25 protein-coding genes are annotated in these 23,217 nt (G+C 68.5%); 2 read left to right on the top strand and 23 right to left on the bottom strand.

Annotation, left to right across the window (positions count from 1 at the left end; translation table 11 throughout):
* Positions 1 to 53 precede the first annotated feature (53 nt).
* The 4 genes from alr (ACN4JJ_RS11910) to glmS are packed head-to-tail and all read right to left on the bottom strand — an operon-like array spanning position 54 to position 4,641.
* Positions 54 to 1,259, bottom strand: coding sequence for an alanine racemase (gene alr / locus ACN4JJ_RS11910; protein WP_440710116.1), 1,206 nt, complete (start codon positions 1,257 to 1,259; stop codon positions 54 to 56).
* Positions 1,256 to 2,431 carry an alanine racemase gene (gene alr, locus ACN4JJ_RS11915; RefSeq protein WP_440710117.1) on the bottom strand — a complete coding sequence of 392 codons (1,176 nt, stop codon included), beginning with the start codon at positions 2,429 to 2,431 and terminating at the stop codon, positions 1,256 to 1,258. The genes alr (ACN4JJ_RS11910) and alr (ACN4JJ_RS11915) overlap by 4 nt, the downstream gene beginning before the upstream one ends.
* Positions 2,428 to 2,787 (bottom strand): holo-ACP synthase, encoded by a 360-nt coding sequence (locus tag ACN4JJ_RS11920; RefSeq protein ID WP_440710118.1) that lies wholly within the window; start codon positions 2,785 to 2,787, stop codon positions 2,428 to 2,430. Before ACN4JJ_RS11920 ends, alr (ACN4JJ_RS11915) begins: the two co-directional genes overlap by 4 nt.
* 6 nt (positions 2,788 to 2,793) lie before the next feature.
* Positions 2,794 to 4,641: a glutamine--fructose-6-phosphate transaminase (isomerizing) gene (gene glmS, locus ACN4JJ_RS11925; RefSeq protein ID WP_440710119.1), complete on the bottom strand. Its 1,848-nt coding sequence runs from the start codon at positions 4,639 to 4,641 to the stop codon at positions 2,794 to 2,796.
* Positions 4,642 to 4,766: 125 nt separating this feature from the next.
* Between glmS and coaA the strand changes: the two genes are divergently transcribed.
* Positions 4,767 to 5,714, top strand: a complete 948-nt coding sequence (gene coaA, locus ACN4JJ_RS11930; RefSeq protein ID WP_440710120.1) for a type I pantothenate kinase — start codon at positions 4,767 to 4,769, stop codon at positions 5,712 to 5,714.
* A 21-nt stretch (positions 5,715 to 5,735) separates the two neighbouring features.
* Here the strand turns inward: coaA and glmM are convergent, their stop codons facing one another.
* The 16 genes from glmM to ACN4JJ_RS12010 form a co-directional block, all read right to left on the bottom strand.
* The gene (gene glmM / locus ACN4JJ_RS11935) at positions 5,736 to 7,100 is read right to left on the bottom strand and encodes a phosphoglucosamine mutase (protein ID WP_440710121.1); all 1,365 of its coding nucleotides are present in this window, start codon (positions 7,098 to 7,100) and stop codon (positions 5,736 to 5,738) included.
* Between the two features lie 26 nt (positions 7,101 to 7,126).
* Positions 7,127 to 7,612, bottom strand: coding sequence for a 30S ribosomal protein S9 (gene rpsI, locus ACN4JJ_RS11940; RefSeq protein ID WP_291056851.1), 486 nt, complete (start codon positions 7,610 to 7,612; stop codon positions 7,127 to 7,129).
* A 47-nt stretch (positions 7,613 to 7,659) separates the two neighbouring features.
* Positions 7,660 to 8,106, bottom strand: coding sequence for a 50S ribosomal protein L13 (gene rplM, locus ACN4JJ_RS11945; protein WP_440710122.1), 447 nt, complete (start codon positions 8,104 to 8,106; stop codon positions 7,660 to 7,662).
* A 178-nt stretch (positions 8,107 to 8,284) separates the two neighbouring features.
* Positions 8,285 to 9,151 (bottom strand): tRNA pseudouridine(38-40) synthase TruA, encoded by an 867-nt coding sequence (gene truA, locus ACN4JJ_RS11950; RefSeq protein WP_440710302.1) that lies wholly within the window; start codon positions 9,149 to 9,151, stop codon positions 8,285 to 8,287.
* Positions 9,152 to 9,237: 86 nt separating this feature from the next.
* Entirely contained in the window at positions 9,238 to 9,798 is a 561-nt protein-coding gene (gene rplQ / locus ACN4JJ_RS11955; protein ID WP_440710123.1) for a 50S ribosomal protein L17, read from the bottom strand.
* A 57-nt stretch (positions 9,799 to 9,855) separates the two neighbouring features.
* The gene (locus ACN4JJ_RS11960; protein WP_291056859.1) at positions 9,856 to 10,845 is read right to left on the bottom strand and encodes a DNA-directed RNA polymerase subunit alpha; all 990 of its coding nucleotides are present in this window, start codon (positions 10,843 to 10,845) and stop codon (positions 9,856 to 9,858) included.
* A gap of 172 nt (positions 10,846 to 11,017) precedes the next feature.
* Positions 11,018 to 11,416: a 30S ribosomal protein S11 gene (gene rpsK / locus ACN4JJ_RS11965; protein WP_022896808.1), complete on the bottom strand. Its 399-nt coding sequence runs from the start codon at positions 11,414 to 11,416 to the stop codon at positions 11,018 to 11,020.
* A 34-nt stretch (positions 11,417 to 11,450) separates the two neighbouring features.
* On the bottom strand, positions 11,451 to 11,828 hold the full coding sequence (rpsM, locus tag ACN4JJ_RS11970) for a 30S ribosomal protein S13 (protein WP_066041126.1): 378 nt from the start codon (positions 11,826 to 11,828) through the stop codon (positions 11,451 to 11,453).
* Between the two features lie 154 nt (positions 11,829 to 11,982).
* Entirely contained in the window at positions 11,983 to 12,099 is a 117-nt protein-coding gene (gene rpmJ / locus ACN4JJ_RS11975) for a 50S ribosomal protein L36 (protein ID WP_104242511.1), read from the bottom strand.
* Positions 12,100 to 12,181: 82 nt separating this feature from the next.
* Positions 12,182 to 12,403: a translation initiation factor IF-1 gene (gene infA / locus ACN4JJ_RS11980; RefSeq protein ID WP_022883252.1), complete on the bottom strand. Its 222-nt coding sequence runs from the start codon at positions 12,401 to 12,403 to the stop codon at positions 12,182 to 12,184.
* Between the two features lie 111 nt (positions 12,404 to 12,514).
* Positions 12,515 to 13,660, bottom strand: a complete 1,146-nt coding sequence (locus tag ACN4JJ_RS11985; RefSeq protein ID WP_440710124.1) for a mannitol-1-phosphate 5-dehydrogenase — start codon at positions 13,658 to 13,660, stop codon at positions 12,515 to 12,517.
* Positions 13,661 to 13,690: 30 nt separating this feature from the next.
* Positions 13,691 to 14,122: a PTS mannitol transporter subunit IIA gene (locus ACN4JJ_RS11990; RefSeq protein WP_440710125.1), complete on the bottom strand. Its 432-nt coding sequence runs from the start codon at positions 14,120 to 14,122 to the stop codon at positions 13,691 to 13,693.
* Between the two features lie 54 nt (positions 14,123 to 14,176).
* A complete protein-coding gene (locus ACN4JJ_RS11995) occupies positions 14,177 to 15,772 on the bottom strand; it encodes a PTS mannitol transporter subunit IIBC (protein ID WP_440710126.1) in 1,596 nt (531 codons plus the stop codon).
* A gap of 53 nt (positions 15,773 to 15,825) precedes the next feature.
* A complete protein-coding gene (gene ptsP, locus ACN4JJ_RS12000) occupies positions 15,826 to 17,424 on the bottom strand; it encodes a phosphoenolpyruvate--protein phosphotransferase (protein ID WP_440710303.1) in 1,599 nt (532 codons plus the stop codon).
* A gap of 74 nt (positions 17,425 to 17,498) precedes the next feature.
* Positions 17,499 to 17,768 (bottom strand): HPr family phosphocarrier protein, encoded by a 270-nt coding sequence (locus ACN4JJ_RS12005; protein ID WP_440710127.1) that lies wholly within the window; start codon positions 17,766 to 17,768, stop codon positions 17,499 to 17,501.
* A gap of 5 nt (positions 17,769 to 17,773) precedes the next feature.
* Entirely contained in the window at positions 17,774 to 18,130 is a 357-nt protein-coding gene (locus ACN4JJ_RS12010) for a PTS sugar transporter subunit IIB (protein WP_440710128.1), read from the bottom strand.
* Between the two features lie 218 nt (positions 18,131 to 18,348).
* Between ACN4JJ_RS12010 and ACN4JJ_RS12015 the strand changes: the two genes are divergently transcribed.
* Positions 18,349 to 20,271, top strand: coding sequence for a BglG family transcription antiterminator (locus ACN4JJ_RS12015; RefSeq protein ID WP_440710129.1), 1,923 nt, complete (start codon positions 18,349 to 18,351; stop codon positions 20,269 to 20,271).
* A gap of 28 nt (positions 20,272 to 20,299) precedes the next feature.
* On the opposite strand, the gene map is transcribed toward ACN4JJ_RS12015, so the two are convergent.
* From map to secY, 3 genes are all read right to left on the bottom strand, one after another.
* Positions 20,300 to 21,151, bottom strand: a complete 852-nt coding sequence (map, locus tag ACN4JJ_RS12020) for a type I methionyl aminopeptidase (RefSeq protein ID WP_440710130.1) — start codon at positions 21,149 to 21,151, stop codon at positions 20,300 to 20,302.
* Positions 21,152 to 21,243: 92 nt separating this feature from the next.
* Positions 21,244 to 21,849 carry an adenylate kinase gene (locus ACN4JJ_RS12025; RefSeq protein WP_440710131.1) on the bottom strand — a complete coding sequence of 202 codons (606 nt, stop codon included), beginning with the start codon at positions 21,847 to 21,849 and terminating at the stop codon, positions 21,244 to 21,246.
* Complete coding sequence (secY, locus tag ACN4JJ_RS12030) at positions 21,846 to 23,168, bottom strand: preprotein translocase subunit SecY (RefSeq protein ID WP_440710132.1); 1,323 nt, start codon at positions 23,166 to 23,168, stop codon at positions 21,846 to 21,848. Before secY ends, ACN4JJ_RS12025 begins: the two co-directional genes overlap by 4 nt.
* Positions 23,169 to 23,217: the final 49 nt, after the last annotated feature.

Genomic DNA, 23,217 nt, shown 5'->3' on the forward strand with positions numbered 1-23,217 from the left:
CGTCCCGGCCATCGCGGCCCCGACCATCGCGGCCCCGACTATCATCCGCTCGGTCATCGCCCAGGCTCGCCGAGGTACACCCGCGGCACGCGAGGCCCCACCCGCGCCACGATCTCGTCGCCGATGGTCTCCGCCCAGCCGGCCCACTCCTCGGCGGTCGGCTCGCCGCGGTCGCCTTCGCCGAACACCACCACCTCGTCGCCGGCGGACACCGGATGCTCGCCCACGTCCACCACGAACTGGTCCATGGCGATCCGTCCGGCGATCGGATGCCGCCGGCCGCCGATCCACACCTCGGCCCGTCCGGAGGCGATCCGCGGGATGCCGTCGGCGTACCCGAGCGGCACCAGCGCGAGCGTGCTCTCGGCCTCGGTGCGATAGGTCAGCCCGTACGAGATGCCGTGCCCGGCAGGAACCCGCTTGGTCGACACCACCCGGGCGCGCAGGGTCATCACCGGCCGCAGCCTCAGATCGCGGGCACTCTGGTCGTCGAACGGCGAGATGCCGTACGCGGCGATGCCGAAACGCACGAGGTCGAGGCGGGCCTCGGGCATCCGGATGCCGGCCGAGCTGGCGGCCAGGTGCAGCTGCGCGAACCGCGCCCCCTGCTCCTCGGCGCTCGCCACGGCGCGGCGCAGCCGGCCGAGGGCCACGCCGTCCTCGTCGGGTGAGGCGTCGGCCAGGTGCGACCAAGCGGCGTGCAGCCGCACGGCGTCGAGCCGGTCGAGTTCGATCGCGCGTCGCACCAGGCCCGGCCAGTCCGCCTCGGTGGCACCGTTCCGGCTGAGGCCGGTGTCCACCTTGAGGTGCACGCGGGGCGCTCGGGAGGCGCCGGCGGCCGCGATCGCGTCGAGCTGCCACACCGCCGAGATGCCGAGATCGATGTCGGCCTCGGCCGCCTCCGCGAAGAGCGCGTCGGGGTCGTGCATCCAGGCGAAGATCGGCGCGGTGACCCCGGCCTCGCGCAGCACCAGGGCGGCCGGGATGTCGAGAACGGCGAGCGACGACGCGCCCGCTTCGAGCGCGGCCCGGGCCAGCGGCACCATTCCGTGCCCGTAGGCGTCCGCCTTCACGGCCAGCATCGTCTCGGCCGGCCGGGCGATCGCGGCCAAGGTGCGCACGTTGTGCCGGAACGCGTCCAGGTCGATCACGGCTTCGCGATCGGGCGCGGCTCCCCGCGACACGTCGCCCGCGCCCCCCGCGGTGCCGGTCGCCGTGCCGGCCGCTCGGCCCACACCGGTCTCTGCCGAGCCGCTCATCCGTACACCCGTTCCACGCGCCGGCCGAGCCGCGTCACGATCTCGTAGTTGATGGTCGACGCCGCCTCGGCCCAGTCGTCAGCGCTCGGTTCACCGGCGTCACGATCCCCGAACAGCACCACGCGGTCGCCCACCGCCGCCTGCAGCGAGCCGAGGTCCACCACGAACTGGTCCATGGCCACGCGTCCGACGATCGGATGCACCGACCCGCCGACCCACACGCTCCCCCGGTTCGACACGTGCCGAGGGATCCCGTCGGCGTACCCGAGCGGCACCAGCCCGAGCCAGGAATCGCGCGGCGCGCGGTACGTGTACCCGTACGACACGCCGGTCCCCGCCGTCACCCGTTTGACCGAGATCAGGCGGCTCTCCACGCGCATCGCGGGGCGGAGGCCGAGCGCGGCCGAGTCGGCGTCGTCGAACGGCGACAGCCCGTACGACCCGATCCCCAGCCGCACAAGGTCGAGCCGAGTCTGCGGCAGCCGCAGGGCCCCGGCGGTCGAGGCGAGGTGCCGGATCGAGGGCTCGAGCCCGAGCGAGCGGGCGAGCGCCTCGGCCTCGCCGAAGGCCGCCAGCTGAGCGAGGTCTTCGCTGTCGTCGGCGTTCGAGAGATGGCTGAAGAGTCCTTCGACGACGACCAGTCCGGCGACCTCGGCCTCGCGCGCCGCTCGGAAAACGGTCTCCCAGTCGGCGCGCTGCAGGCCGTTGCGACCGAGCCCGGTGTCGACCTTGAGGTGCACGCGAGCGGGCCGCGCCGTCGTGCCGGCTTCAGCAGCTCGCGAGAGCTGCCGGGCGGTGCTGATCCCGAGCGTGACGTCCTGCGACACCGCCTGCTCGAACGACGGATCCGACCCGTGCAGCCACGCCAGGATCGGCGCCTCGATGCCCGCCGCCCGCAGTGCGAGCGCTTCGTCGACGTCGGCCACCCCCAGCCAGGTCGCGCCCCCCGCGAGCCCCGCGCGCGCCGCCGGCACCGCGCCGTGCCCGTAGCCGTTCGCCTTGACGACCATCATCACGGCCGCCGGCGACACCTGCGCCATGACCTGAGCCACGTTGTGCTCGATGGCCCCCAGGTCGACATGCGCCCGGCGGAGCGCCGGAACGGGAACGGATCCCGCGGCCTGATCCGGGACGGGAACGGATGCGGCTCCCACGACGCCCTCCCCGCTCACGCGGCATCCCCTTCCGCCACCACGAACGCCAGCGCGTTGCCCCCGTCGTGGCTCATGCTGAGGTGCACGCGCGTCGCCCCGATCTCCGCGAGCGCCGCCGCGACCCCGCCCGACACGGAGAACGCGGGGTTGCGATGGTCGTCCGACACGATCCGCATGTCGTGCCACCGGAACTCGGTCGAGTGCCCGACGGCCTTGATCAGCGCCTCCTTCGCGGCGAACCGGGCCGCCAGCGAGCGCACCGGCAGCGCGCGTTCGCCCTCGGCGAACAAGCGCTCCAGCAGCTTCGGCGTCCTCGCGAGAGAGCGCTCGAAGCGGGCCACGTCGACGAAGTCGACCCCGACACCGACGATCACGACGGCCTACTCGACCGTGACCGACTTCGCCAGGTTCCGCGGCTGGTCGACGTCCAGGCCCTTGGCGGTCGCGAGCTCCATGGCGAACAGCTGCAGCGGGATGACGGTCAGCAGCGGCTCGAACAGCGGCGCGGCGAGCGGGATGCGGATCACCTCGTCGGCGAACGGCAGCACCGCCACGTCGCCCTCTTCGGCGATGGCCAGGATGCGCGCCCCGCGAGCGCGGATCTCCTGGATGTTCGACACCACCTTGGCGTGCAGCGAATTCGGGTCGCGCGGCGACGGCACCACCACGAACACCGGCTGTCCGGGCTCGATCAGCGCAATCGGCCCGTGCTTCAGCTCGCCGGCGGCGAAGCCCTCGGCGTGGATGTAGGCGAGCTCCTTGAGCTTCAGCGCCCCCTCGAGGGCCACCGGGTACCCCACGTGGCGGCCGAGGAACAGGATGGCGCGGCTGTCCGACATCCATTTCGCCAGCTGCGTGATCTCGGCGCCGCTCTTCAGCACCTTGGCGATCTTGTTCGGGATGCTCTGCAGCTCGGTCAGCTGAGCGGCTCCGGATGCCGCATCCAGCGTTCCCCGAACCCGGGCGAGGTGCAGCCCGAAGAGGTACAGCGCGGTGATCTGCGCCACGAAGGCCTTGGTGGAGGCGACTGCCACCTCGGGGCCGGCGTGCGTGTACACGACGGCATCCGACTCGCGGGCGATCGTGGCGCCCTGGGTGTTGCAGATCGACAGCGTGCGGGCGCCGTTGGCGATGGCGTACTTGACGGCCATCAGGGTGTCCATGGTCTCGCCCGACTGGCTGATCGACACCACGAGCGTGCGGTCGGAGAGCACCGGCTCGCGGTAGCGGAACTCGTGCGAGAGCTCGACCTCCACCGGGATCCGGGCCCATTTCTCGATGGCGTACTTGCCCAGCATCCCGGAGTAGGCGGCGGTGCCGCAGCCGATGATCACGATGCGGTCGATGCCGGTGAGCACTTCGTCGAGCCCCTCGAGCTCGGGAAGCACGACCTGGCCGTCGACGCTACGGCCGAGGATCGTGTTCGCCACGGCCTCCGGCTCCTCGCTGATCTCCTTGGCCATGAAGCTGCTCCAGCCGCCCTTCTCGGCGGCCGAGGCGTCCCACGACACCTCGAACTCCTGGGCGCCCACCTCGGCGCCGTCGAAGTCGGTGACGGTCACCGAGTCGGGGGTGATGATCACGATCTGGTCCTGGCCGATGGCCACGGCACGACGGGTGTGCTCCACGAAGGCGGCCACGTCGGAGCCGAGGAAGTTCTCGCCCTCGCCGAGGCCGATCACGAGCGGCGAATTGCGGCGCGCGCCCACCACGACGCCGGGCTCGTCCTGGTGCAGCGCGAGCAGCGTGAAGGCACCCTCCAGGCGCGAGACCACGCGGCCGAGAGCGGCGGGCAGGCCGTCGCCCTGTTCGTATTCCCGGCCGAGCATCTTGGCGGCCACCTCGGTGTCGGTCTCGCTGTCGAAGGCGAATCCGTCGTCGAGCAGTTCCTGCTTGAGGGTGGCGAAGTTCTCGATGATGCCGTTGTGGATGAGCGCGATGCGTCCGTCGGCGGAGAGGTGCGGATGCGCGTTGCCGTCGGTGGGGCCGCCGTGCGTCGCCCAGCGGGTGTGCCCGATTCCGGTCTGGCCATCGGCCATGGGCCGGGCCTCGAGGTCGTCGGCCAGCACGGCCAGCTTGCCGGCGCGCTTGCGGGTGGCGAGCGTTCCGTCGGTGCCGATCACGGCCACTCCGGCGGAGTCGTAACCGCGGTATTCGAGTCGGCGCAACCCGCCGAGGAGCACCTCGAGACTGCTGTTGTTGCCGACGTAACCCACGATTCCACACATGCCAGCGAGTTTAGCCGAGCGCCGGCGAGGCAAGCTGATAGCACCGCGCCGAGCGGCAGTGAGGCACGCTGATAGCACCGCGCCGAGCGGCGCGGGGCGACCCTGACAGTGCACAATAGAGTCCTATGCCCGATTCAGCCACGAACGGTTTCGCGCAGTTCAGCCCGTTCACCGAGTTCGACCGGGCGCACTGGGCGGCCCTCGCGCCGTCGACCCCGCATCCGCTTTCCGAGACCGAGGTCGTGCAGCTGCGCGGCCTCACCGACCCGCTGAACCTGCACGAGGTCGACGAGGTCTACCTCCCGCTGGCCCGCCTGATCAACCTCTACGCCACCAGCGCCAAGCAGTTGCACCGCTCCACCACCGATTTCCTGGGCGAGACCTCGAAGAGCACCCCGTTCGTCATCGGCATCGCCGGCTCGGTGGCCGTCGGCAAGTCCACCACGGCGCGGCTGTTGCGCGAGCTGCTGGCTCGCTGGTCGGACACCCCGCGGGTCGAGCTGGTCACCACCGACGGTTTCCTGCTGCCCAACCGCGAGCTCGAACGCCGCGGCCTGATGCAGCGCAAGGGCTTCCCCGAGTCGTACGACCGCCGCTCGCTGCTGCGCTTCGTGAGCGCCATCAAGAGCGGCAACCCCGAGGTGCGGGCGCCGTTCTACTCGCACCTCAGCTACGACATCGTGCCGGAGGCCCAGATCGTGGTGCGCCAGCCCGACATCCTGATCGTCGAAGGCCTGAACGTGCTGCAGCCGCCCTCGGCGAACCGCCTGGCGGTGAGCGACCTGTTCGACTTCTCCATCTACGTCGACGCTCGCACGAGCGACATCGCGAGCTGGTACGAGACCCGCTTCCTGGCCCTGCAGCAGGGCGCGTTCGCGAATCCGAAGTCCTACTTCCACCGCTACTCGAGCCTGTCGGAGACCGAGGCGCGCGACACGGCGAACAGCATCTGGTCTTCGATCAACCTGCCGAACCTGATGGAGAACATCCGTCCCACCCGCTCGCGCGCCACCCTCGTGCTCCGCAAGGGCGCCGACCACAAGGTCAACAAGGTCCTGCTCCGCAAGCTCTGACCCTCTCGCGAGGGCAGCTGCTCAGATCGCCTGTTCGACTCCGGTCGAGAGGCGCTGGCGCACCACTTCGGCGAGCGACTCCGCGATGCGGTCGGCGGTGGCCTGGTCGCCCGCCTCCACCATCACGCGCACCAGCGGCTCGGTGCCCGAGGGGCGCAGCAGCACGCGGCCGGTCTCACCGAGGTCGGCTTCGGCGTCGGCCACGGCCTCGGCGAGCACCCGGTCGCTGGCCACACCGTCGCGGTTCACCCCGCGCACGTTCACGAGCGTCTGCGGGTACACCTTCATCACCGAGGCCAGCTCCGCCAGCGACTTCTTGGTGGCGGCCATGTGGCTCACCAGCTGCAGACCGGTCAGGATGCCGTCGCCGGTCGTGGCGTGATCCGCGAAGATGATGTGCCCCGACTGCTCGCCGCCGAGATTCAGGTTCTTCTCGTTGATGGCCTCGAGCACGTACCGGTCGCCGACCTTCGTCTCGAGCATCGTGATCCCGTGAGCGGCCATCGCCACCTTGAGTCCGAGGTTCGACATCACCGTCGCCACCAGCGTGTTCTCGCGCAGCAGACCGCGCTCGAACTGGGCCAGGGCCAGGATGGCCATGATCTGGTCGCCGTCGATCACCCGGCCGGCCGCGTCGACCGCCAGGCAGCGGTCGGCGTCGCCGTCGTGCGCGATGCCCACGTCGGCGCCGGCCGCGATCACGGCGTCGGCCAGCTGGCCGAGGTGCGTCGAGCCGACCCCGTCGTTGATGTTCATGCCGTCGGGATCGTTGCCGATCACCGTGATCCGGGCACCCGCCTGACTGAACGCCTCGGGCGAGACGCCGGCCGCCGCGCCGTGGGCGCAGTCGAGCACCACGTGCAGGCCGTCGAGGCGGTGCGGCAGCGTCGTCAGGAGGTGCACGACGTACCGGTCTTCGGCATCCGCGAACCGCTTGATGCGGCCGATGGCGCCGCCCAGAGGGGCGAGCTGCGGATGCTCGAGCGCGGCCTCGATGCCGATCTCGATCTCGTCGGGCAGCTTCTTGCCGCCGGCGGCGAAGAACTTGATGCCGTTGTCGGGCGCGGGGTTGTGCGAGGCGGAGATCACCACACCGAAGTCCGCGCCGATGTCGGCGATCAGAAATGCGGCGGCCGGGGTCGGCAGCACTCCGGCGTCGAGAACGTCGACGCCGGAGCTGGCGAAACCGGCCGAGACCGCGGCCGCGATGAAATCACCGGACTGCCGGGGGTCGCGGGCGACCACTGCGACCGGCCGACGGCCGGCATCCCGGGCCGCTTGACCCAGCACGCGTGCACCGGCCTGCGCGATCCGAAGAGCGAGGTCGGCGGTGACGTCCTGGTTCGCGAGCCCACGCACCCCATCGGTGCCGAAAAGGCGAGCCATGCGCTAAGCGTAGAGCCGAAGCGCGATCAGCGCTTCGAGAACTGCGACGCCTTACGGGCCTTCTTGAGACCGGCCTTCTTGCGCTCGATGACGCGGGCGTCACGGGTGAGGAAGCCGGCCTTCTTGAGCTGAGCGCGGTTGTTCTCGCGGTCGATCTCGTTCAGCGCACGGGCGATGGCGAGACGGAGCGCACCGGCCTGGCCCGAGGGGCCACCACCGGTGATCTTCGCGACCACGTCGTAGGAGCCGATCAGGTCGAGCACCTTGAAGGGGTCGGTGATCAGCTGCTGGTGCAGCTTGTTGGGGAAGTAGTGCTCGAACTCGCGGCCGTTCACCACGAGGGTGCCGGCGCCGGGAACGAGGCGCACGCGGGCGATGGCCTGCTTGCGGCGGCCGACGGCTGCGCCGGACACGTTGAGGACGGCGCGGGGGGCGCGGGGCGCCTCTTCGGCCGGGGTTTCGGTGGAGTAGCTCTCGGGAGCCACGTCAATCTGGTCTGCGATCTTCGCCACGGTAGTGATAAGTCCTTTGTCTGAGTCTGCTGAATGAGCGCGGGACGCTACTGGGCGACCTGGTCGATGGTGTACGGAACGGGCTGCTGGGCAGCGTGCGGGTGCTCTCCGCCTGCGTAGACCTTCAGCTTGCGGAACTGGTCGCGACCGAGGGAGGTCTTCGGCAGCATGCCGCGGATGGCCTTCTCGACGGCGCGCTCGGGGTTCTTCTCGAGCAGCTCGGAGTAGCTGACGGCGGTGAGGCCGCCCGGGTAGCCCGAGTGGCGGTAGGCCTTCTTCTGCGCCAGCTTGGAGCCGGTGAGGGCCACCTTGTCGGCGTTGACGATGATGACGAAGTCACCCATGTCCATGTGCGGGGTGAAGGTGGCCTTGTTCTTGCCACGCAGGATGGTGGCGGCGTGGCTGGCCAGACGGCCGAGAACCACGTCGGTTGCATCGATGATGACCCAGCCGCGCTGAACTTCGCTGGCCTTCGGGGTGTAAGTACGCGTCACAGTAGTGCTGCTTTCTTGTTCGAGTGAGGAGTTCGTGAATCCCACTCCGGTGGGTCTTCGCGCTCGGACCGAGCGGAAGGCAGCCGATGGAGGGCTCAACTACGGGTGACGCACAACGAGGCGCGCACACCAAAGGTCAAGGATAGGCGATACCATCCGCCCGGTCAAATGCCGACGGTCACTCCACGGCGGTGCGGCGCGCCCTGGTCTGCTCGGCCCGTGTGCGCAGCTCGCCGTCGACCGGATAGCCCACCTCGGTGAGCACCAGGCCCTTCGCCGGCATCACCAGGAACTCCCCGGTGCGCTGCTGCGCGTCCCGCAGCCGCACCACGTCCTCCCCGTTCAACGAGCCGTCGCCCACCGCCACGGTCGCCCCCACGAGCGAACGCACCATGCTGTGGCAGAAGGCATCGGCCTCGAGCGACGCGATGAGCACGCCGTCCCCCTGCCGCCGCCAGGCGAACGACCGCAGCGTGCGGATGGTGGTGGAGTGCGGGCGGGGCCTGCAGAAGGTCGCGTAATCGTGCAGCCCGAGCAGGGCGCGCGCCGCGGTGTCCATGGCATCGACGTCGAGCTCGGTGGGATGCCGCACAGTGCGCCGTCGCTCGAGCGGATCGTGCTCGGCCGCCGTGTCGGCCACCCGGTAGCGGTACCGCCGCCAGATCGCCGAGAACCGCGCGTCGAAGCCCTCGGGAGCCAGTTCGGAGGAGCGCACCACCACGTCGGAGTCGGCCCCCAGCACACCGTTGATGCGCTGCCCGAGCAGCCGGGCCAGCTCGGCCTCGCCGATCCCTGCCGGCGCGCCCCGGCGTCGCAGGCTCCGCAACTGGTCCTCCGCCAGATCGACGTGGGCCACCTGCCCCGTGGCGTGCACACCGGCATCCGTGCGCCCGGCCACCCACAGCACGGGATTCGGCGGGTATCGCCGGAGGATGATCGCCATCGTCTCCTCGAGCACCCCTTGCACGGTGCGGAAGCCGGGCTGCTTCGCCCACCCCGAGAAGTCGGTGCCGTCGTACGCGATGTCGAGCCGGATCCGCCGCATCCCGCTTTCCTCGATCACATCCACCATCTTAAAGCGAAGAGGGCCCGCATCCTCGACGGATGCAGGCCCTCCTCATGCAGCAGGTGCTACTTGGTCTCCTCTGCGGGAGCCTCGTCAGCAGCCTCGGCCTCGGCGGGAGCCTCGGTGTCGGCGGTGTCGGTCGCGTCGTCGGCGGCGGTCTCCTCGGCGGGAGCCTCCTCGACGACCTCGTCCTCAACCTCGGGCTCGGCCTCGACGGGCGCCGCAGCGGCCTTCGGGGCAGCCTTTGTGGCCTTCTTCTTCGGGGTGACGGGCTCGAGAACGAGCTCGATCTGCACCATGGGGGCGTTGTCGCCCTTACGGAAGCCGAGCTTCGTGATGCGGGTGTAGCCACCCTCGCGCTCGGCGACGAGCGGAGCGATCTCGGTGAAGAGCTCGTGCACGACGTTCTTGTCGCCGATCACGGCGAGCACCCGACGACGGGCGTGCAGGTCTCCGCGCTTGGCGAAGGTGATGAGACGCTCGGTCAGCGGACGCATCCGCTTGGCCTTGGTCTCGGTCGTCTTGATGCTCTTGTGCGTGAACAGGGCGGCAGCCAGGTTGGCGAGGAGCAGGCGCTCGTGCGCCGGTCCGCCGCCGAGACGGGGTCCCTTGGTTGGCTTGGGCATTTCTTATCTCCAGATGTGAATCAGTTGTCGGTCAAGGCGATGCGAAAGGAGGACGTCTTAGACGTTCTCGTCGTCGTATCCGCCGTAGAAGTGGGCGCCGTCGAATCCGGGAACGGTGTCCTTCAGCGAGAGGCCGAGCTCGACGAGCTTGTCCTTCACCTCATCGACCGACTTCTGTCCGAAGTTGCGGATGTTCATGAGCTGCGTCTCCGAGAGGGCGACGAGCTCCGACACGGTGTTGATGCCCTCGCGCTTGAGGCAGTTGTACGAGCGCACCGACAGATCGAGGTCTTCGATCGGAACGGACAGCTCGGACGAGAGCACGGCGTCGACCGGCGCGGGGCCGATCTCGATGCCCTCAGCGGCCGAGTTGAGCTCGCGGGCCAGACCGAACAGCTCGGTCAGGGTGCGACCGGCGGAGGCGATGGCGTCGCGCGGCGTGATGGCCGGCTTCGTCTCCACGTCGACGACCAGGCGGTCGAAGTCGGTGCGCTCACCGGCACGAGTCGCCTCGACGCGGTAGGTGACCTTCAGCACGGGCGAGTAGATCGAGTCGATCGGGATCTGACCGGCCTCGGAGAACTCGCTGCGGTTCTGCGTCGCCGAGACGTAGCCGCGGCCGCGCTCGATGATCAGCTCGAGCTCGAACTTCGCCTTGTCGTTCAGCGTGGCGATGACGAGGTCGGGGTTGTGGATCTCGACACCGGCCGGAGCCGAGATGTCGGCCGCGGTGACCTCGCCCGAGGCGTGCTTGCGCAGGTAGGCGGTGATCGGCTCGTCGTGCTCGCTGGAGACGACGAGGCCCTTCACGTTCAGGATGATCTCGGTGACGTCTTCCTTCACACCGGGGATCGTCGAGAACTCGTGCAGCACGCCGTCCAGGCGGATGCTGGTGACAGCGGCGCCGGGGATCGAGGAGAGCAGGGTGCGGCGGAGGGAGTTTCCGAGGGTGTAGCCGAAGCCGGGCTCCAGCGGCTCGATGACGAACCGCGAGCGGAACTCCGAGATGTTCTCCTCGGTGAGGGTGGGGCGCTGTGCAATGAGCACTGTTATTCCTTTCGGCTGAGTGTCCGCTATATGACACTCACGTGACGAGGTATTGAGTTGTGAGAAAGGACTATCGCCGAAGATCCGGGCTCAGCCCGACTTCAGCACTGACGCCGAGTGCGGTGGGGGCCCGGGAGGGCTCCCACCGCAGTTCGGCGCAATCAGCGCATCGTCACACGCGGCGACGCTTGGGCGGGCGGCATCCGTTGTGCGCCTGCGGGGTCACGTCGTTGATCGAACCGACCTCGAGGCCGGCGGCCTGGAGCGAGCGGATCGCGGTCTCGCGGCCGGAGCCCGGTCCCTTGACGAAGACGTCGACCTTCTTCATGCCGTGCTCCTGAGCCTGGCGCGCGGCCGACTCGGCAGCGAGCTGCGCGGCGAACGGGGTCGACTTGCGCGAACCCTTGAAGCCGACGCCACCCGAGGAGGCCCAGCTGATGACGGCACCGGTGGTGTCGGTGATCGACACGATGGTGTTGTTGAAGGTCGACTTGATGTGGGCCTGGCCCACGGCGACGTTCTTCTTCTCTTTCTTGCGCGGCTTGCGAACGGCCGACTTGGGGGTTGCCATATGTATCTCCTGGAATCCTGGTCAGTCGGCGCGCTTAGCGGCCGGCCTTCTTCTTGCCGGCGACGGTGCGCTTCGGGCCCTTGCGGGTACGAGCGTTGGTCTTGGTGCGCTGACCGCGGACCGGGAGGCCCTTGCGGTGACGGACGCCCTCGTAGGAGCCGATCTCGACCTTGCGGCGGATGTCGGCGGCGACCTCACGGCGGAGGTCACCCTCCACCTTGTAGTTGCCCTCGATGTAGTCGCGGAGAGCGACGAGCTGGTCGTCGCTCAGATCCTTGACCCGGATGTCTCCGCTGATCTCGGTGTCGGCGAGGGTCTTGAGCGCACGCGTGCGGCCGACCCCGTAGATGTACGTGAGGGCAACTTCCACGCGCTTGTCGCGGGGGATGTCAACTCCTGCTAGACGTGCCATTGTGGCTATCTCCTGTTGATGAGTGGAGGTCTGTGACAGTGAATGTGCTCCGGCCTCCGACCGAAGGTGTCCACCGCCCGGCTCTCACCGGGCGGCTTCTGACACTGCCATTTTTCTGAACCGGCCCGAGCGATGAAGCTCGGAGCGGGTAGTTCTAGCCCTGACGCTGCTTGTGGCGCGGGTTGCTCTTGCAGATCACCATCACGTTGCCGTTGCGTCGGATGACGCGGCAGTGCTCGCAGATGGGCTTGACGCTGGGGTTGACCTTCATGTCGTTATCTTTCTTCGCTGTCCTCGTACCTCGCGGGATGCCGCGGGGCCGTTACTTTCCAGCACAGCCGACGGATCGGGGTCTACTTGTAGCGGTAGACGATCCGGCCACGGGTGAGGTCGTAGGGGCTGAGCTCCACGATCACGCGGTCCTCGGGAAGGATGCGGATGTAGTGCTGACGCATCTTGCCCGAGATATGGGCAAGAACCTTGTGCCCGTTCGTCAACTCCACCCGGAACATCGCGTTCGGGAGAGCTTCGACGACTGCGCCTTCGATCTCGATTACACCGTCTTTTTTGGCCATAGCCTCACTGTCACTCAAGTAGTCTGTGCTGGTCGTGCGGAGAATCGGCACACGAAAAATGGGCCGAAAACACCAAAGATCGAGCTTACGCTAAGAAACGCCCGGGCGCAATCAGAGGAATGCGTCCACGGATCGTATAGTGCCCACCAGGTCGCCGAAGAGCGGATGCGAGGGCTCGATGCCGCAGGCCTGTTCCGCGAACTGCTCCGGCGTGAGGGTGGTCAGCAACTCGCGCAGCTCGGCTGTCTGCGGGTCGCTGGGGGCGTCGAAGCGGAGCGCGGCGCGCACGGCACGAAGCAGGGCGGCCGTGGGCAGCCCGCGCTCGGCCAGCTCGGCGGCCGGGCCGATGAAGCGCTCGTGCCGGCTGATCTTGCGCAGCGGCTGACGGCCCACGCGCTCCGGGGTGTCGGTGAGGTACGGGTTGGCGAAGCGCTCGAGGTTCTTCTCCAGGTACGCCTCCTGCGTGGCGGGGTCGAACTCGTGCTTGACCACGAGCAGGGCTTTCGTCTCCTCCAGCACCGCCTTGACCTCGGCGAACACCTCGGGGATGGCGAGCGCCTCGGCGAGCGTCGTCGCTCCCTCGACCCAGCCGTGGTACGCCACCGTGGCGTGCCCGGTGTTGACCGTGAAGAGCTTGCGCTCGATGAACGGCGCGAGGTCGGGCACGAAGTGCGCGAGCGGGATGTCGGGGGTCGAGCCGCCGAAGGGCCCCTCCTCGATCGCCCACTCGAAGAAGACCTCGACCGTCACGTCGAGCCCCGCATCCGGAGCCTGGCCGGGAACGATGCGGTCGACCGCGGTGTTCGCGAACACGGCTTCGGCCAGCGCCGGGGACCCCTCGCCGAGGCGAGCGACGATCTCGCCCTTCAGCACGTCGGTGGCGTTGATGGCGTTCTCGCAGGCCATCACCTGCAGGGGCGGAAGGGCCGGATCGCGCGCCTCGAGGGCCCGGGCGATCACGGGGGCCACGAACTTCAGGATGTTCGGGCCCACCGCGGTCGTCACGATCTCGGCCGTGGCGATCTCGGCCACCACCGCATCCTCGTCGCTGCCGCTGTTGAGGGCGCGGTAGCCGGTGACCGTGGTGGTGGAGGCCCCCTCCCCCACCGCGTGCACCTGGTAGCTGGTCGAGGCGGCGAGCGCGTCGATCAGCTCGGCGTTCACATCGGCGAAGACCACCTCGTAGCCGGCCTCGTGCAGGATGAGCCCCACGAACCCGCGGCCGATGTTGCCCGCGCCGAAATGAACTGCCTTCATGATGAACCGCCTAAAGGTTGGTGCCGATTGCTATTCGTTGACGTCGCCGAGGATCTCGAGGATCTCGCCGGCGTCGGAGGCCGCGAGCAGCTTCGCCACGTCGTCGTCGTCGCTGAACACGATGGCGATCTTGGTGAGGATGTCCATGTGGCCACCGTCTTTCCCGGCGATGCCCACCACGAAGCGCACCTCTTCGCCGCCCCAGTCGAGGGCCTCGTCGTACCGCACGAACGAGAGCGCCGACGCGAGGATCGTGTCCTTGCCCTCGTTCGTGCCGTGCGGGATGGCGAGGAGGTTGCCCATGTACGTCGAGACCGTCTCTTCGCGCTGGAGCATGTAGTCGAGGTATCCGGCCTCGACGGCTCCGGCCGCGATCAGGATGTCGGCGGCCTCACGGATCGCCTCCTCCTTGGTGCGGGCGGTTCCGCTGATGCGGATCTGCGACGGTTCCAGAACGGCCATGGGCTTCTCCTCTATCCGGTGTGTCCGATTATCCAGTTTGTCCGACGATGGCGCCTACTCGGCGGCGTGCTGTTCCTTCAGCTTCTCGACGACTTCTTCGTAGCGGGGGCTGTTCATGAAGTTGTCCACCGACACGTGCTCGGCGCTGGGGGTGCGCTCCTGGGCACGCGGCGTCAGCTCGCGCTGCGTGATCACGAGGTCGACGTCGTCCTCGAGGTTCGCGATGGACTTGTTGACCACCGTGACGCCCTCGATGCCGGCCTTCTTGATCTTATTCCGCAGCACCGATGCGCCCATGGCGCTCGAGCCCATTCCCGCGTCGCAGGCGAACACGATGTTCTTGATCGGACGGGTGTCGGTCAGCAGCGAGGTCTCCTCGGCCACGGTCTCGGCGTCGCCGGCGGGAACGCCCTGCGATCCGAGGGTGCCGAGCACCGAGCTCTCCTTGCCCTTGTTGGCCGTGGTCTTGGCCACCGCGGCGGCGAGGTCGCCGGCGTTCTCGTTCTCCAGATCCCGCTTGCGGCTGGCGCGCAGGATGATCGACGCCACCAGGAACGAGACGGCGGCGGCGAGCACCACCGACAGGATGACTCCGAGGAAGCTGTCCGGAGGAGTCGCAGCCAGAATGGCGAAGATCGATCCAGGGGAAGCAGCCGTCCGCAGGCCCGACTGGAACAGCACGTTGGTCGCCACGCCGGTCGCGCCACCCGCGATGGCCGCGACGATCACCAGGGGCTTCGCCAGGATGAACGGGAAGTAGATCTCGTGGATGCCGCCGAAGAACTGGATGATGGCCGCTCCGGGTGCGCTGGCCTTCGCCAGTCCCACGCCGAAGATCGAGAAGGCCAGCAGGATACCCAGACCGGGGCCGGGGTTCGATTCGATCAGGAACAGGATGGACTTGCCGCTCTCCTGCACCTGGATGGCGCCGAGGGGCGTGAACACGCCGTGGTTGATTGCGTTGTTCAGGAACAGCACCTTGCCGGGCTCGACGAGGATGCTCACGAGCGGCAGCAGGCCCAATCCGGTGAGCCAGTTGACGCCGGCCTCCAGCGCCGAGCTGATGCCCTGGATGACCGGCGCGATTCCGAAGAAGCCCGCGATCGCCAGGATGAAGCCCAGGATTCCGGCCGAGAAGTTGTCGACCAGCATCTCGAAGCCGGCCTTGATCTTCCCCGCCCAGAGCTTGTCGATCTGCTTGATCAGGTAGGCGCCCAGCGGGCCCATGATCATCGCGCCGATGAACATCGGGATGCTGGCGCCGACGATCACGCCCATGGTGGCGATCGTGCCCACCACACCGCCGCGCGCTCCGTAGACCATGCGGCCACCGGTGTTGGCGATGAGCAGAGGGAGCAGGTAGGTGAGGATCGGTCCCACCAGGCCGACGTACGACGTGATCGTCGCGCCGTCCTCGTTCAGGCTCAGCTGCGTGAGTCCACCGGTCCAGCCGATCTGCGAGACGTCACCGCCACCACCGAGGATGCCGTTCGGCAGCCAGCCGGTGGCGATGAAGAGGCTGGTGATCAGGCCCCAGGCGATGAACGCCGGGATGTTCGGCATGACCATGCCGCTGAGGAAGGTGCCGAAGCGCTGCACGCGGACGCGTGCACCACCTCCGGCGGCCTTGGTTTCTGACGTCGTTGTCATGACGGCTTCTCCGTTTCTGTGATGTTCGGGTTGTGCTAGGGGTGAGGGGTGGATCAGCCGGCCGCAGCGGCCGCGGTGACGGCACCGCGAGCCTCGACGGCGCTGTTGGCCGAGAGCGCGAGCTCGGCGAATCGCTTCGCCTCGTCGAGCGTGAAGCGGGCCAGCTCGGCGCGCACGTCGGCCAGGGCCGACGGCGACATCGACAGGGTGGTGGCGCCCAGGCCGACGAGCACGACGGCCAGCAGCGGGTCGGCTGCGGCCTCGCCGCAGATGCCGACGGGCTTGCCGAGGGCCTGGCCGGCCTTACCGACCTCGCCCACGAGCTTCAGCACGGCGGGGTGCCACGGGTCTTGGAACGATGCCACCGAGCCCAGCAGCCGGTCGGCCGCCAAGGTGTACTGGGTGAGGTCGTTGGTGCCGATCGAGGCAAAGTCGGCGTCGGCGAGGATGCGGTCGGCCAGCAGGGCGGAGGAGGGGACCTCCACCATGACACCGGCGGTCTTCAGTCCCACCTCGCGGGCGAGAGCGGTGAAGTAGCGGGTCTCCTCGACGGTGGAGACCATCGGGGCCATCACCCACACGTCGGCGTCGGTCTCGGCCTCGGCGGCCGCCAGGGCGGTGAGCTGGTCGCGCAGGATGGGCTCGTTCGCCCGCAGGGCACGCAGGCCGCGCAGGCCCAGCGCCGGGTTCTCCTCGGCGGCGTCGTTGAGGAAGCTGAGCGGCTTGTCGGCCCCGGCATCCAGGGCGCGCACGACGACCTTCTTTCCGGCGAAGGCCTGCAGCAGGCGCACGTACTGGGCCTTCTGCTCCTGCACCGTGGGAGCGCTCGTGGAGTCGAGGAAGAGGAATTCGGTGCGGAACAGGCCCACGCCCTCGGCGCCCTTGGCGAGGGCGTCCTCGGCGCCGTCGGCCGAGCCGAGGTTGGCCAGCAGCGGCACCGGGGTGCCGTCGGCGAGCGCGCCCGGGCCGGTCGCGGCACCGCGGGCGTTCTTCAGCTGCTCGGCGCGATCCTGAGCGGCATCGCGCTCCTCCGCGCTCGGCGACACCGTCACGGTGCTGCCGGCGGCGTCGACGATGACCTCCGTGCCGTCGCGCAGCGCGAGCGCGTCGGCGACACCGACGATCGCCACGATCGACTTCTCGCGGGCCAGGATCGCCGTGTGCGAGGTAGGCCCGCCGTCGCTGGTCACCAGCGCCAGCACCTTGTCGAGGTCGAGCAGTGCGGTGTCGGCCGGGGCAAGGTCGCGGGCCACCAGAACGAAGGGGTACTCGGGGTCGGGCACGCCGGGAGCCGGCACGCCGCGCAGGTGCGCGACGACCCGCTGCGAGACGTCGTCGAGGTCGGTGGCGCGCTCGCCCATGTAGCCGCCCAAGCTCAGCAGCAGGTCACGGAAGGCGGCGAAGGCCTCGAACACGGCGCGCTCGGCGGTCTTGCCGGCGTCGATCCGCACGCCGACGTCGTCGATCAGGGTCGGGTCCTCGGCCATGAAGGCCTGGGCCTCGAGCACGTCCTTGGCCGATCCGCCGGCCCGCTCGCCGCGGTGGCGGATGATGGCGGCGGTGGCCGCGAGGGAGGCGCGGGCGCGCTCCTTCTCCGCGTCGGGGGTGAGCGCGCTGGCGGCGTCGTCGGGTTCGGGCAGCGGATCGGGCATCCGGAGCACCGGGCCCACGGCCACGCCGCGGCCGATGCCGGTGCCGTGCAGCTGGGAGGTCACCTCGGCAGCCATCACTCGGCGTCCAGGTCGGAGCCGAGCAGCGCCACGAGCTCGTCGAGCAGGGCGTCGGCCGACGGGTCGTCGGAGCTGAGGGTGACGGTGTCGCCGTGCTCGATGCCGAGCGAGATGACGCCGAGGATGCTGGCGGCGTTCACGGCGGATCCGCCGTCCTTGGAGATCTGCACCGGCAGACCCGACTTCGCCACGGCCTGCGTGAACAGGCTCGCGGGGCGGGCGTGCAGCCCGTGCTTGGACGCCATTTCGACGGTACGTTCGGCCATCTCGGTCACTCTCCTCTGATCGTCTCTGCCTTGAGCGATGTTCTCGATCCGCGCGAGTCTGCGAGCAGCTCCGACACGAGGTCGGCCGCGGCCTCCGCTCCCTCCGGTCCGAACACGGTGTCCGGCAGCAGGGCGGCGCGCGCACCCACCCGTGCGGCACGCGCGTTCAGCTCATCGAACTGCGTGTCCAGGTGGGGGCCGACCAACAGGATGCTCGTCGTCCCGAGCCGCTCGTCGAGATCCGGCTGCGCAGCCGCTTCGACGATCAGCTCCAGGTCGCGGGCCCGCAGGGCCTTGCGCAACCGCAACGCGAGGAAGGTGCTGGATGCTCCTGCACCGCAGACGATCAGCACCGTATCCACACGCACGCCTCCTCGCGTCCTGTTCGATCCTGTTCATCCTCAGCCACGGGCGCGCGCGCTTCCAGCAGGAATGCTTCCTCACCCCCGGAAACCTTTCTGAACACCGGCTAGGAATCCCTGTTCCGCCGTTGATTTCCCAGGATGCGGCGCGCCCGGCCGGGCCGGGTACGCTTGATCTGCAACAGCGTCGGAACCGTCGGCGCCAGGGATGACGGGTGATGAGCGAGAAGTACGAGCGGTTGCTGGAGTACCTGGCCGAATCCGACGAATGGATGACGGCCGGTCAGCTCGCGGATCGCCTCGGCGTCACCACCCGCAGCGTGCGCAGCTACGTCACCAGCGTCAAGACGGCGGCGAAGCCGCTCGACGTGATCGCCTCCTCCACCAGCGGGTACCGGTTGAACCGCGACGCCTACGCGTCCTTCGTGGCCGAGCGGCGCTCGCGCGACTCCGAGCCGGGCAGCCCGCGCGAACGGGTGCACTTCATCATCCGGCGGCTCGGCGACTCCCCCGACGGCCTCGACGTCTACGAACTGGCCGCCGAGCTCTTCGTCAGCGAGTCCACGGTCGAAGCCGACCTCCGCAAGGCCAAGCTGCTGGTCGACGACGCCGGCCTCGCGCTCGCGCGCCGCGGCAGCCTGGTGACACTCGCCGGCAGCGAGCTCAACCGCCGCCGGCTGCTCAGCCGCCTCTTCCGCGACGAGAGCGCCCAGGGCTTCCTCGATCTGGAGAACATCCAGCGCGAGTTCTCGTCCGAGAACCTCTCCGCTTTCAAGTCCGACCTGCTCGCGATGCTCGACGGCAACGGCTACTTCGTCAACGAGTACTCGATCAACAACGTTCTGCTGCACATCGCCATCGCCGTCGACCGGGTGGGCAAGCAGCTCTCGATCGAGCCGGCCGACGAGCGCCCCGTCACCGATGTGGTGCGCGACATCTCCGCCCAGCTCGACGGGCTCATCCGTTCGCACTTCCATGCCACCCTGAGCGCCCGCGAACTCGCCTACCTCTCGGTGCTGCTCACCACCCGGGTGCTCACCCCCGGGCACGACGAGTCGACCGAGAGCGTGGCCCTCAACTATCTCGACGACGACGACCTCGCCGCGATGCGCCGGATCGTGCAGCTGGCCAGCGACGAGTATCTGGTCGACCTCGACGACGAGGACTTCATCGTGCGGCTGAGCCTGCACATCCGCAACCTGGTGGCCCGGGCGCAGGAGAACTCGTACTCGCGCAACCCGATGACCCGCTCGATCAAGGGTTCGTTCCCGATGATCTACGAACTCGCCGTCTTCATCGCCAGCCAGATCCAGCGTCGCGAGAACATCGTCATCAACGACGACGAGATCGCATACATCGCCCTGCACGTCGGCTCCTACCTCGAACGGCAGAATCTGCGCGAGGAGCGGGTCACCTGCGCCATCGTGTGCCCGAACTACTACGACATGCACGTGATGCTCCGGCGAAAGCTCGAGGCCGAACTGGGCTCGGAGCTGCAGATCGACGTGGTGATCACGCGCGCCGACGTCGACTGGGCCGCCCTCGCCTCCGACATCGTGGTCACCACCATCTCGGTGCCGACCGCACGCGACAACGTCGTCGTCATCCAGCCCTTCCTCACCGAGAACGACGTCGAGGCGATCCGGCGCACCATCAGCTCGGTGCGCCGGCACCGGCGCCGGATGGAAATCAAGGACGAGCTGCTGCAGTACTTCGACGAGCGGCTGTTCTTCCGCGAGCTGCAGGCGCCGTCCGAGGCGTCGATGATCCGCTCGCTGGGCGAGGCCATGGTGCAGCTCGGCGTGATCGACGAGGCCTACGTCGACGGCGCGATCGAACGCGAGCGGATGTCGTCGACCGCCTTCACCGACACCATCGCGGTTCCGCACGCGATGGCCATGAGCGCCTCACGCACCGCGATCGCGATCGTGCTGAACGAGAGCGCCATGACCTGGGGTGAGAACCGGGTGAACGTGATCGCGCTGATCGCCTTCAGCGCCAGCGGCCGCAAGGCCTTCCAGACGGTCTTCGATCAGCTGGTGGAGGTGTTCTCCGACCGCGACGACGTGCAGCGGATCGTGCGCCGGGGCACCGACTTCGCCTCGTTCATCGATGAACTCGTCCACGTCATGGACACCTGATCCGGCTTCCCACCCTCCTGGCGTCGAACTACGGGATCGGGATGGGGGTGATGCCGAGGGGCGCGAGGCCCGCCGCGCCGCCGTCTTCGGCGGTGAGCACCCAGATGCCGTCCTTGTGCACGGCCACCGAATGCTCCCAGTGCGACGACATGCTGCCGTCGGCGGATGCCACGGTCCACTCGTCTTCGCGCACGTAGGTGTCGGTGGTACCGGCCGTGATCATCGGCTCGATCGCCACCACCAGGCCGGGCTTCACCTCGGGCCCGCGCTGACGCACTCGGTAGTTGAACACCGGTGGCGCCTCGTGCATGCTGCGGCCGATCCCGTGCCCGATGTAGTCGGTGAGGATGCCGTAGGTCGCTCCCTGCGCCACCGAGGGATGGTCCTCCACATACTCCTCGATCGCCTCCCCCACCTCGTTCAGGTGGCGGGCGGTCGCGAGCCGGGCGATGCCGTGCCAGAGCGACTGCTCGGTCACGTCGGAGAGAAGCCGCCGGGCCGCCACCACGTCAGGGCGTGCCGGGTCGTCGAGCACGATCGTGATCGCCGAGTCGCCGTTCCAGCCGCCCACGTCGGCGCCGCTGTCGATCGAGACGATGTCGCCCGGTTCGAGCAGACGCCCGTTCGGGATGCCGTGCACGATGTCGTCGTTGACCGACGTGCAGACGGTGTGCGCGTATCCGGGCACCATCTGGAAGTTCGAGACACCCCCGCGCGAGCGGATCGCCTGATCGGCGATGTCGTTCAGCTCGAGCGTCGAGATCCCGGGCCTGATGGCCGCACGAACGGCCGCGAGCGAGGCAGCGGTCACCAGTCCGGGCTCCACCATCAGCCGCAGTTCCGCCGGCGTCTTGTAGATGCCCTTGTTGCGGCCGATCATCGGACGCCAACCAGCGCAGGGCGGCCGATCATCGGACGCCAACCAGCGCAGGGCGGCCGATCATCGGACACCGATCCGCACGGTGCGGCCTGTCACCGGCTGGCGAGGGCGGCGATGATCCGCCCGGTGACCTCATCGATGGCGCCGAGGCCGTCGACCTCCACCACGAGTCCGCGGCCGGCGTAGACCTCGATCAGCGGAGCGGTCTGCTCGGCGTACACGTCGAGGCGCTTGCGGATGACCTCTTCGGTGTCGTCGCTGCGCCCCTGTTCGGCCGAGCGCTTGAGCAACCGGGTGACGACCTCGTCGGTGTCCGCCGTGAGAACCACGACCGCGTCGAGCGTGGACCCGCTGACACCGAGGATGTCGTCGAGCTCCTCGACCTGCTGCAGCGTGCGCGGGTAGCCGTCGAGCAGGAAGCCGTCGATCACGTCGTCCTGGCCCAGCCGGTCGCGCACGAGGTCGTTGGTGAGGCTGTCGGGCACGTACTGCCCGGCATCCATGTACTCCTTGGCCTTGACCCCGAGCTCGGTGCCGTTCTTCACGTTCTCACGGAAGATGTCACCGGTCGAGATGGCCGGGATGCTGTACGCCTCCGACAGCCGTGCCGCCTGGGTGCCCTTTCCGGCTCCGGGAGGGCCGATGAGCAGAAGGCGCAGTGCAGCGTTCACCTGAGGGGTCCCTCCGTCGGTGGTCATCGCAGAAGTCCCTCATAGTGCCGCTGCTGCAGCTGCGAGTCGATCTGCTTCACGGTCTCGAGGCCGACGCCCACGATGATCAGGATCGAGGCGCCGCCGAACGGGAAGTTCTGGTTCGCCCCGACCGCTACCAGGGCTATCAGCGGCAGCAGGGCGATCAAACCGAGATAGATCGATCCGGGGAGCGTGATGCGGGTGAGCACGTAGTCGAGGTACTCGGCGGTGGGGCGGCCGGCCCGGATGCCCGGGATGAAGCCGCCGAACTTCTTCATGTTGTCGGCGACCTCTTCGGGGTTGAAGGTGATCGCCACGTAGAAGTAGGTGAAGCCCACGATGAGCAGGAAGTACAGCGCCATGTACAGCGGGTGATCGCCGCGCACGAGGTAGTTGTTGATCCAGGTGACCCAGGGGGCCGCCTCCTGGCCCGCGGGTGGCTGGTTGAACTGCGCGATCAGGGCCGGCAGGTACAGCAGCGACGAGGCGAAGATGACGGGCACAACACCGGCCATGTTGACCTTGATCGGGATGTAGGTGTTGTTGCCGCCGTAGGTGCGACGCCCGACGACGCGCTTGGCGTACTGCACCGGGATACGCCTCTGCGAGAGCTCGACGAACACCACCAGGCCCATCACCAGGATGCCGACGGCGATCACCAGCAGGAAGATCTCGAAGCTCTTGGTCTGGGCGATCAGCCACAGCGAGGCGGGGAAGCGGGCGGCGATCGAGGTGAAGATCAGCAGCGACATGCCGTTGCCGATGCCGCGCTCGGTGATCATCTCACCGAACCACATGATGACGCCGGTACCGGCGGTCATGGTGATGACCATCAGCAGGATGGCGTACCAGGCGTCGTTGGTGATGAGCTGGCCGCACTCGGCGACCGTGGAGGTGCCGAACAGTGCGCCGCTGCGAGCCACCGTGATGAGGGTGGTGGACTGCAGGATGGCAAGCGCGATGGTGAGGTAGCGGGTGTACTGCGTGAGCTTGCTCTGCCCCGACTGGCCCTCTTTGTAGAGGGTCTCGAAGTGCGGGATGACCACGCGCAGCAGCTGCACGATGATCGAGGCCGTGATGTACGGCATGATCCCCAGCGCGAAGATGGAGAGCTGCAGGAGCGCTCCCCCGCTGAAGAGGTTGACGAGCTCGTAGAGGCCCGAGGTGCCCTGGTTGGCGGCCAGACAGGTCTGCACGTTTCCGAAGTCCACGAAGGGAGCGGGGATGAAGGATCCCAGACGGAACAGCGCGACGATGCCGAGCGTGAAGCCAATCTTCCTGCGGAGATCCGGAGTCCGGAAGATCCGCGCGACGGCTTTGAACAAAAAGGGCCTCCTGCGTTCGTGTGGCTCAATGCCAAGAAGACCGGTGACC

The sequence above is a fragment of the Herbiconiux dendrobii genome (assembly GCF_052048175.1).
In the GTDB taxonomy this organism is placed as follows: Bacteria; Actinomycetota; Actinomycetes; order Actinomycetales; family Microbacteriaceae; genus Herbiconiux.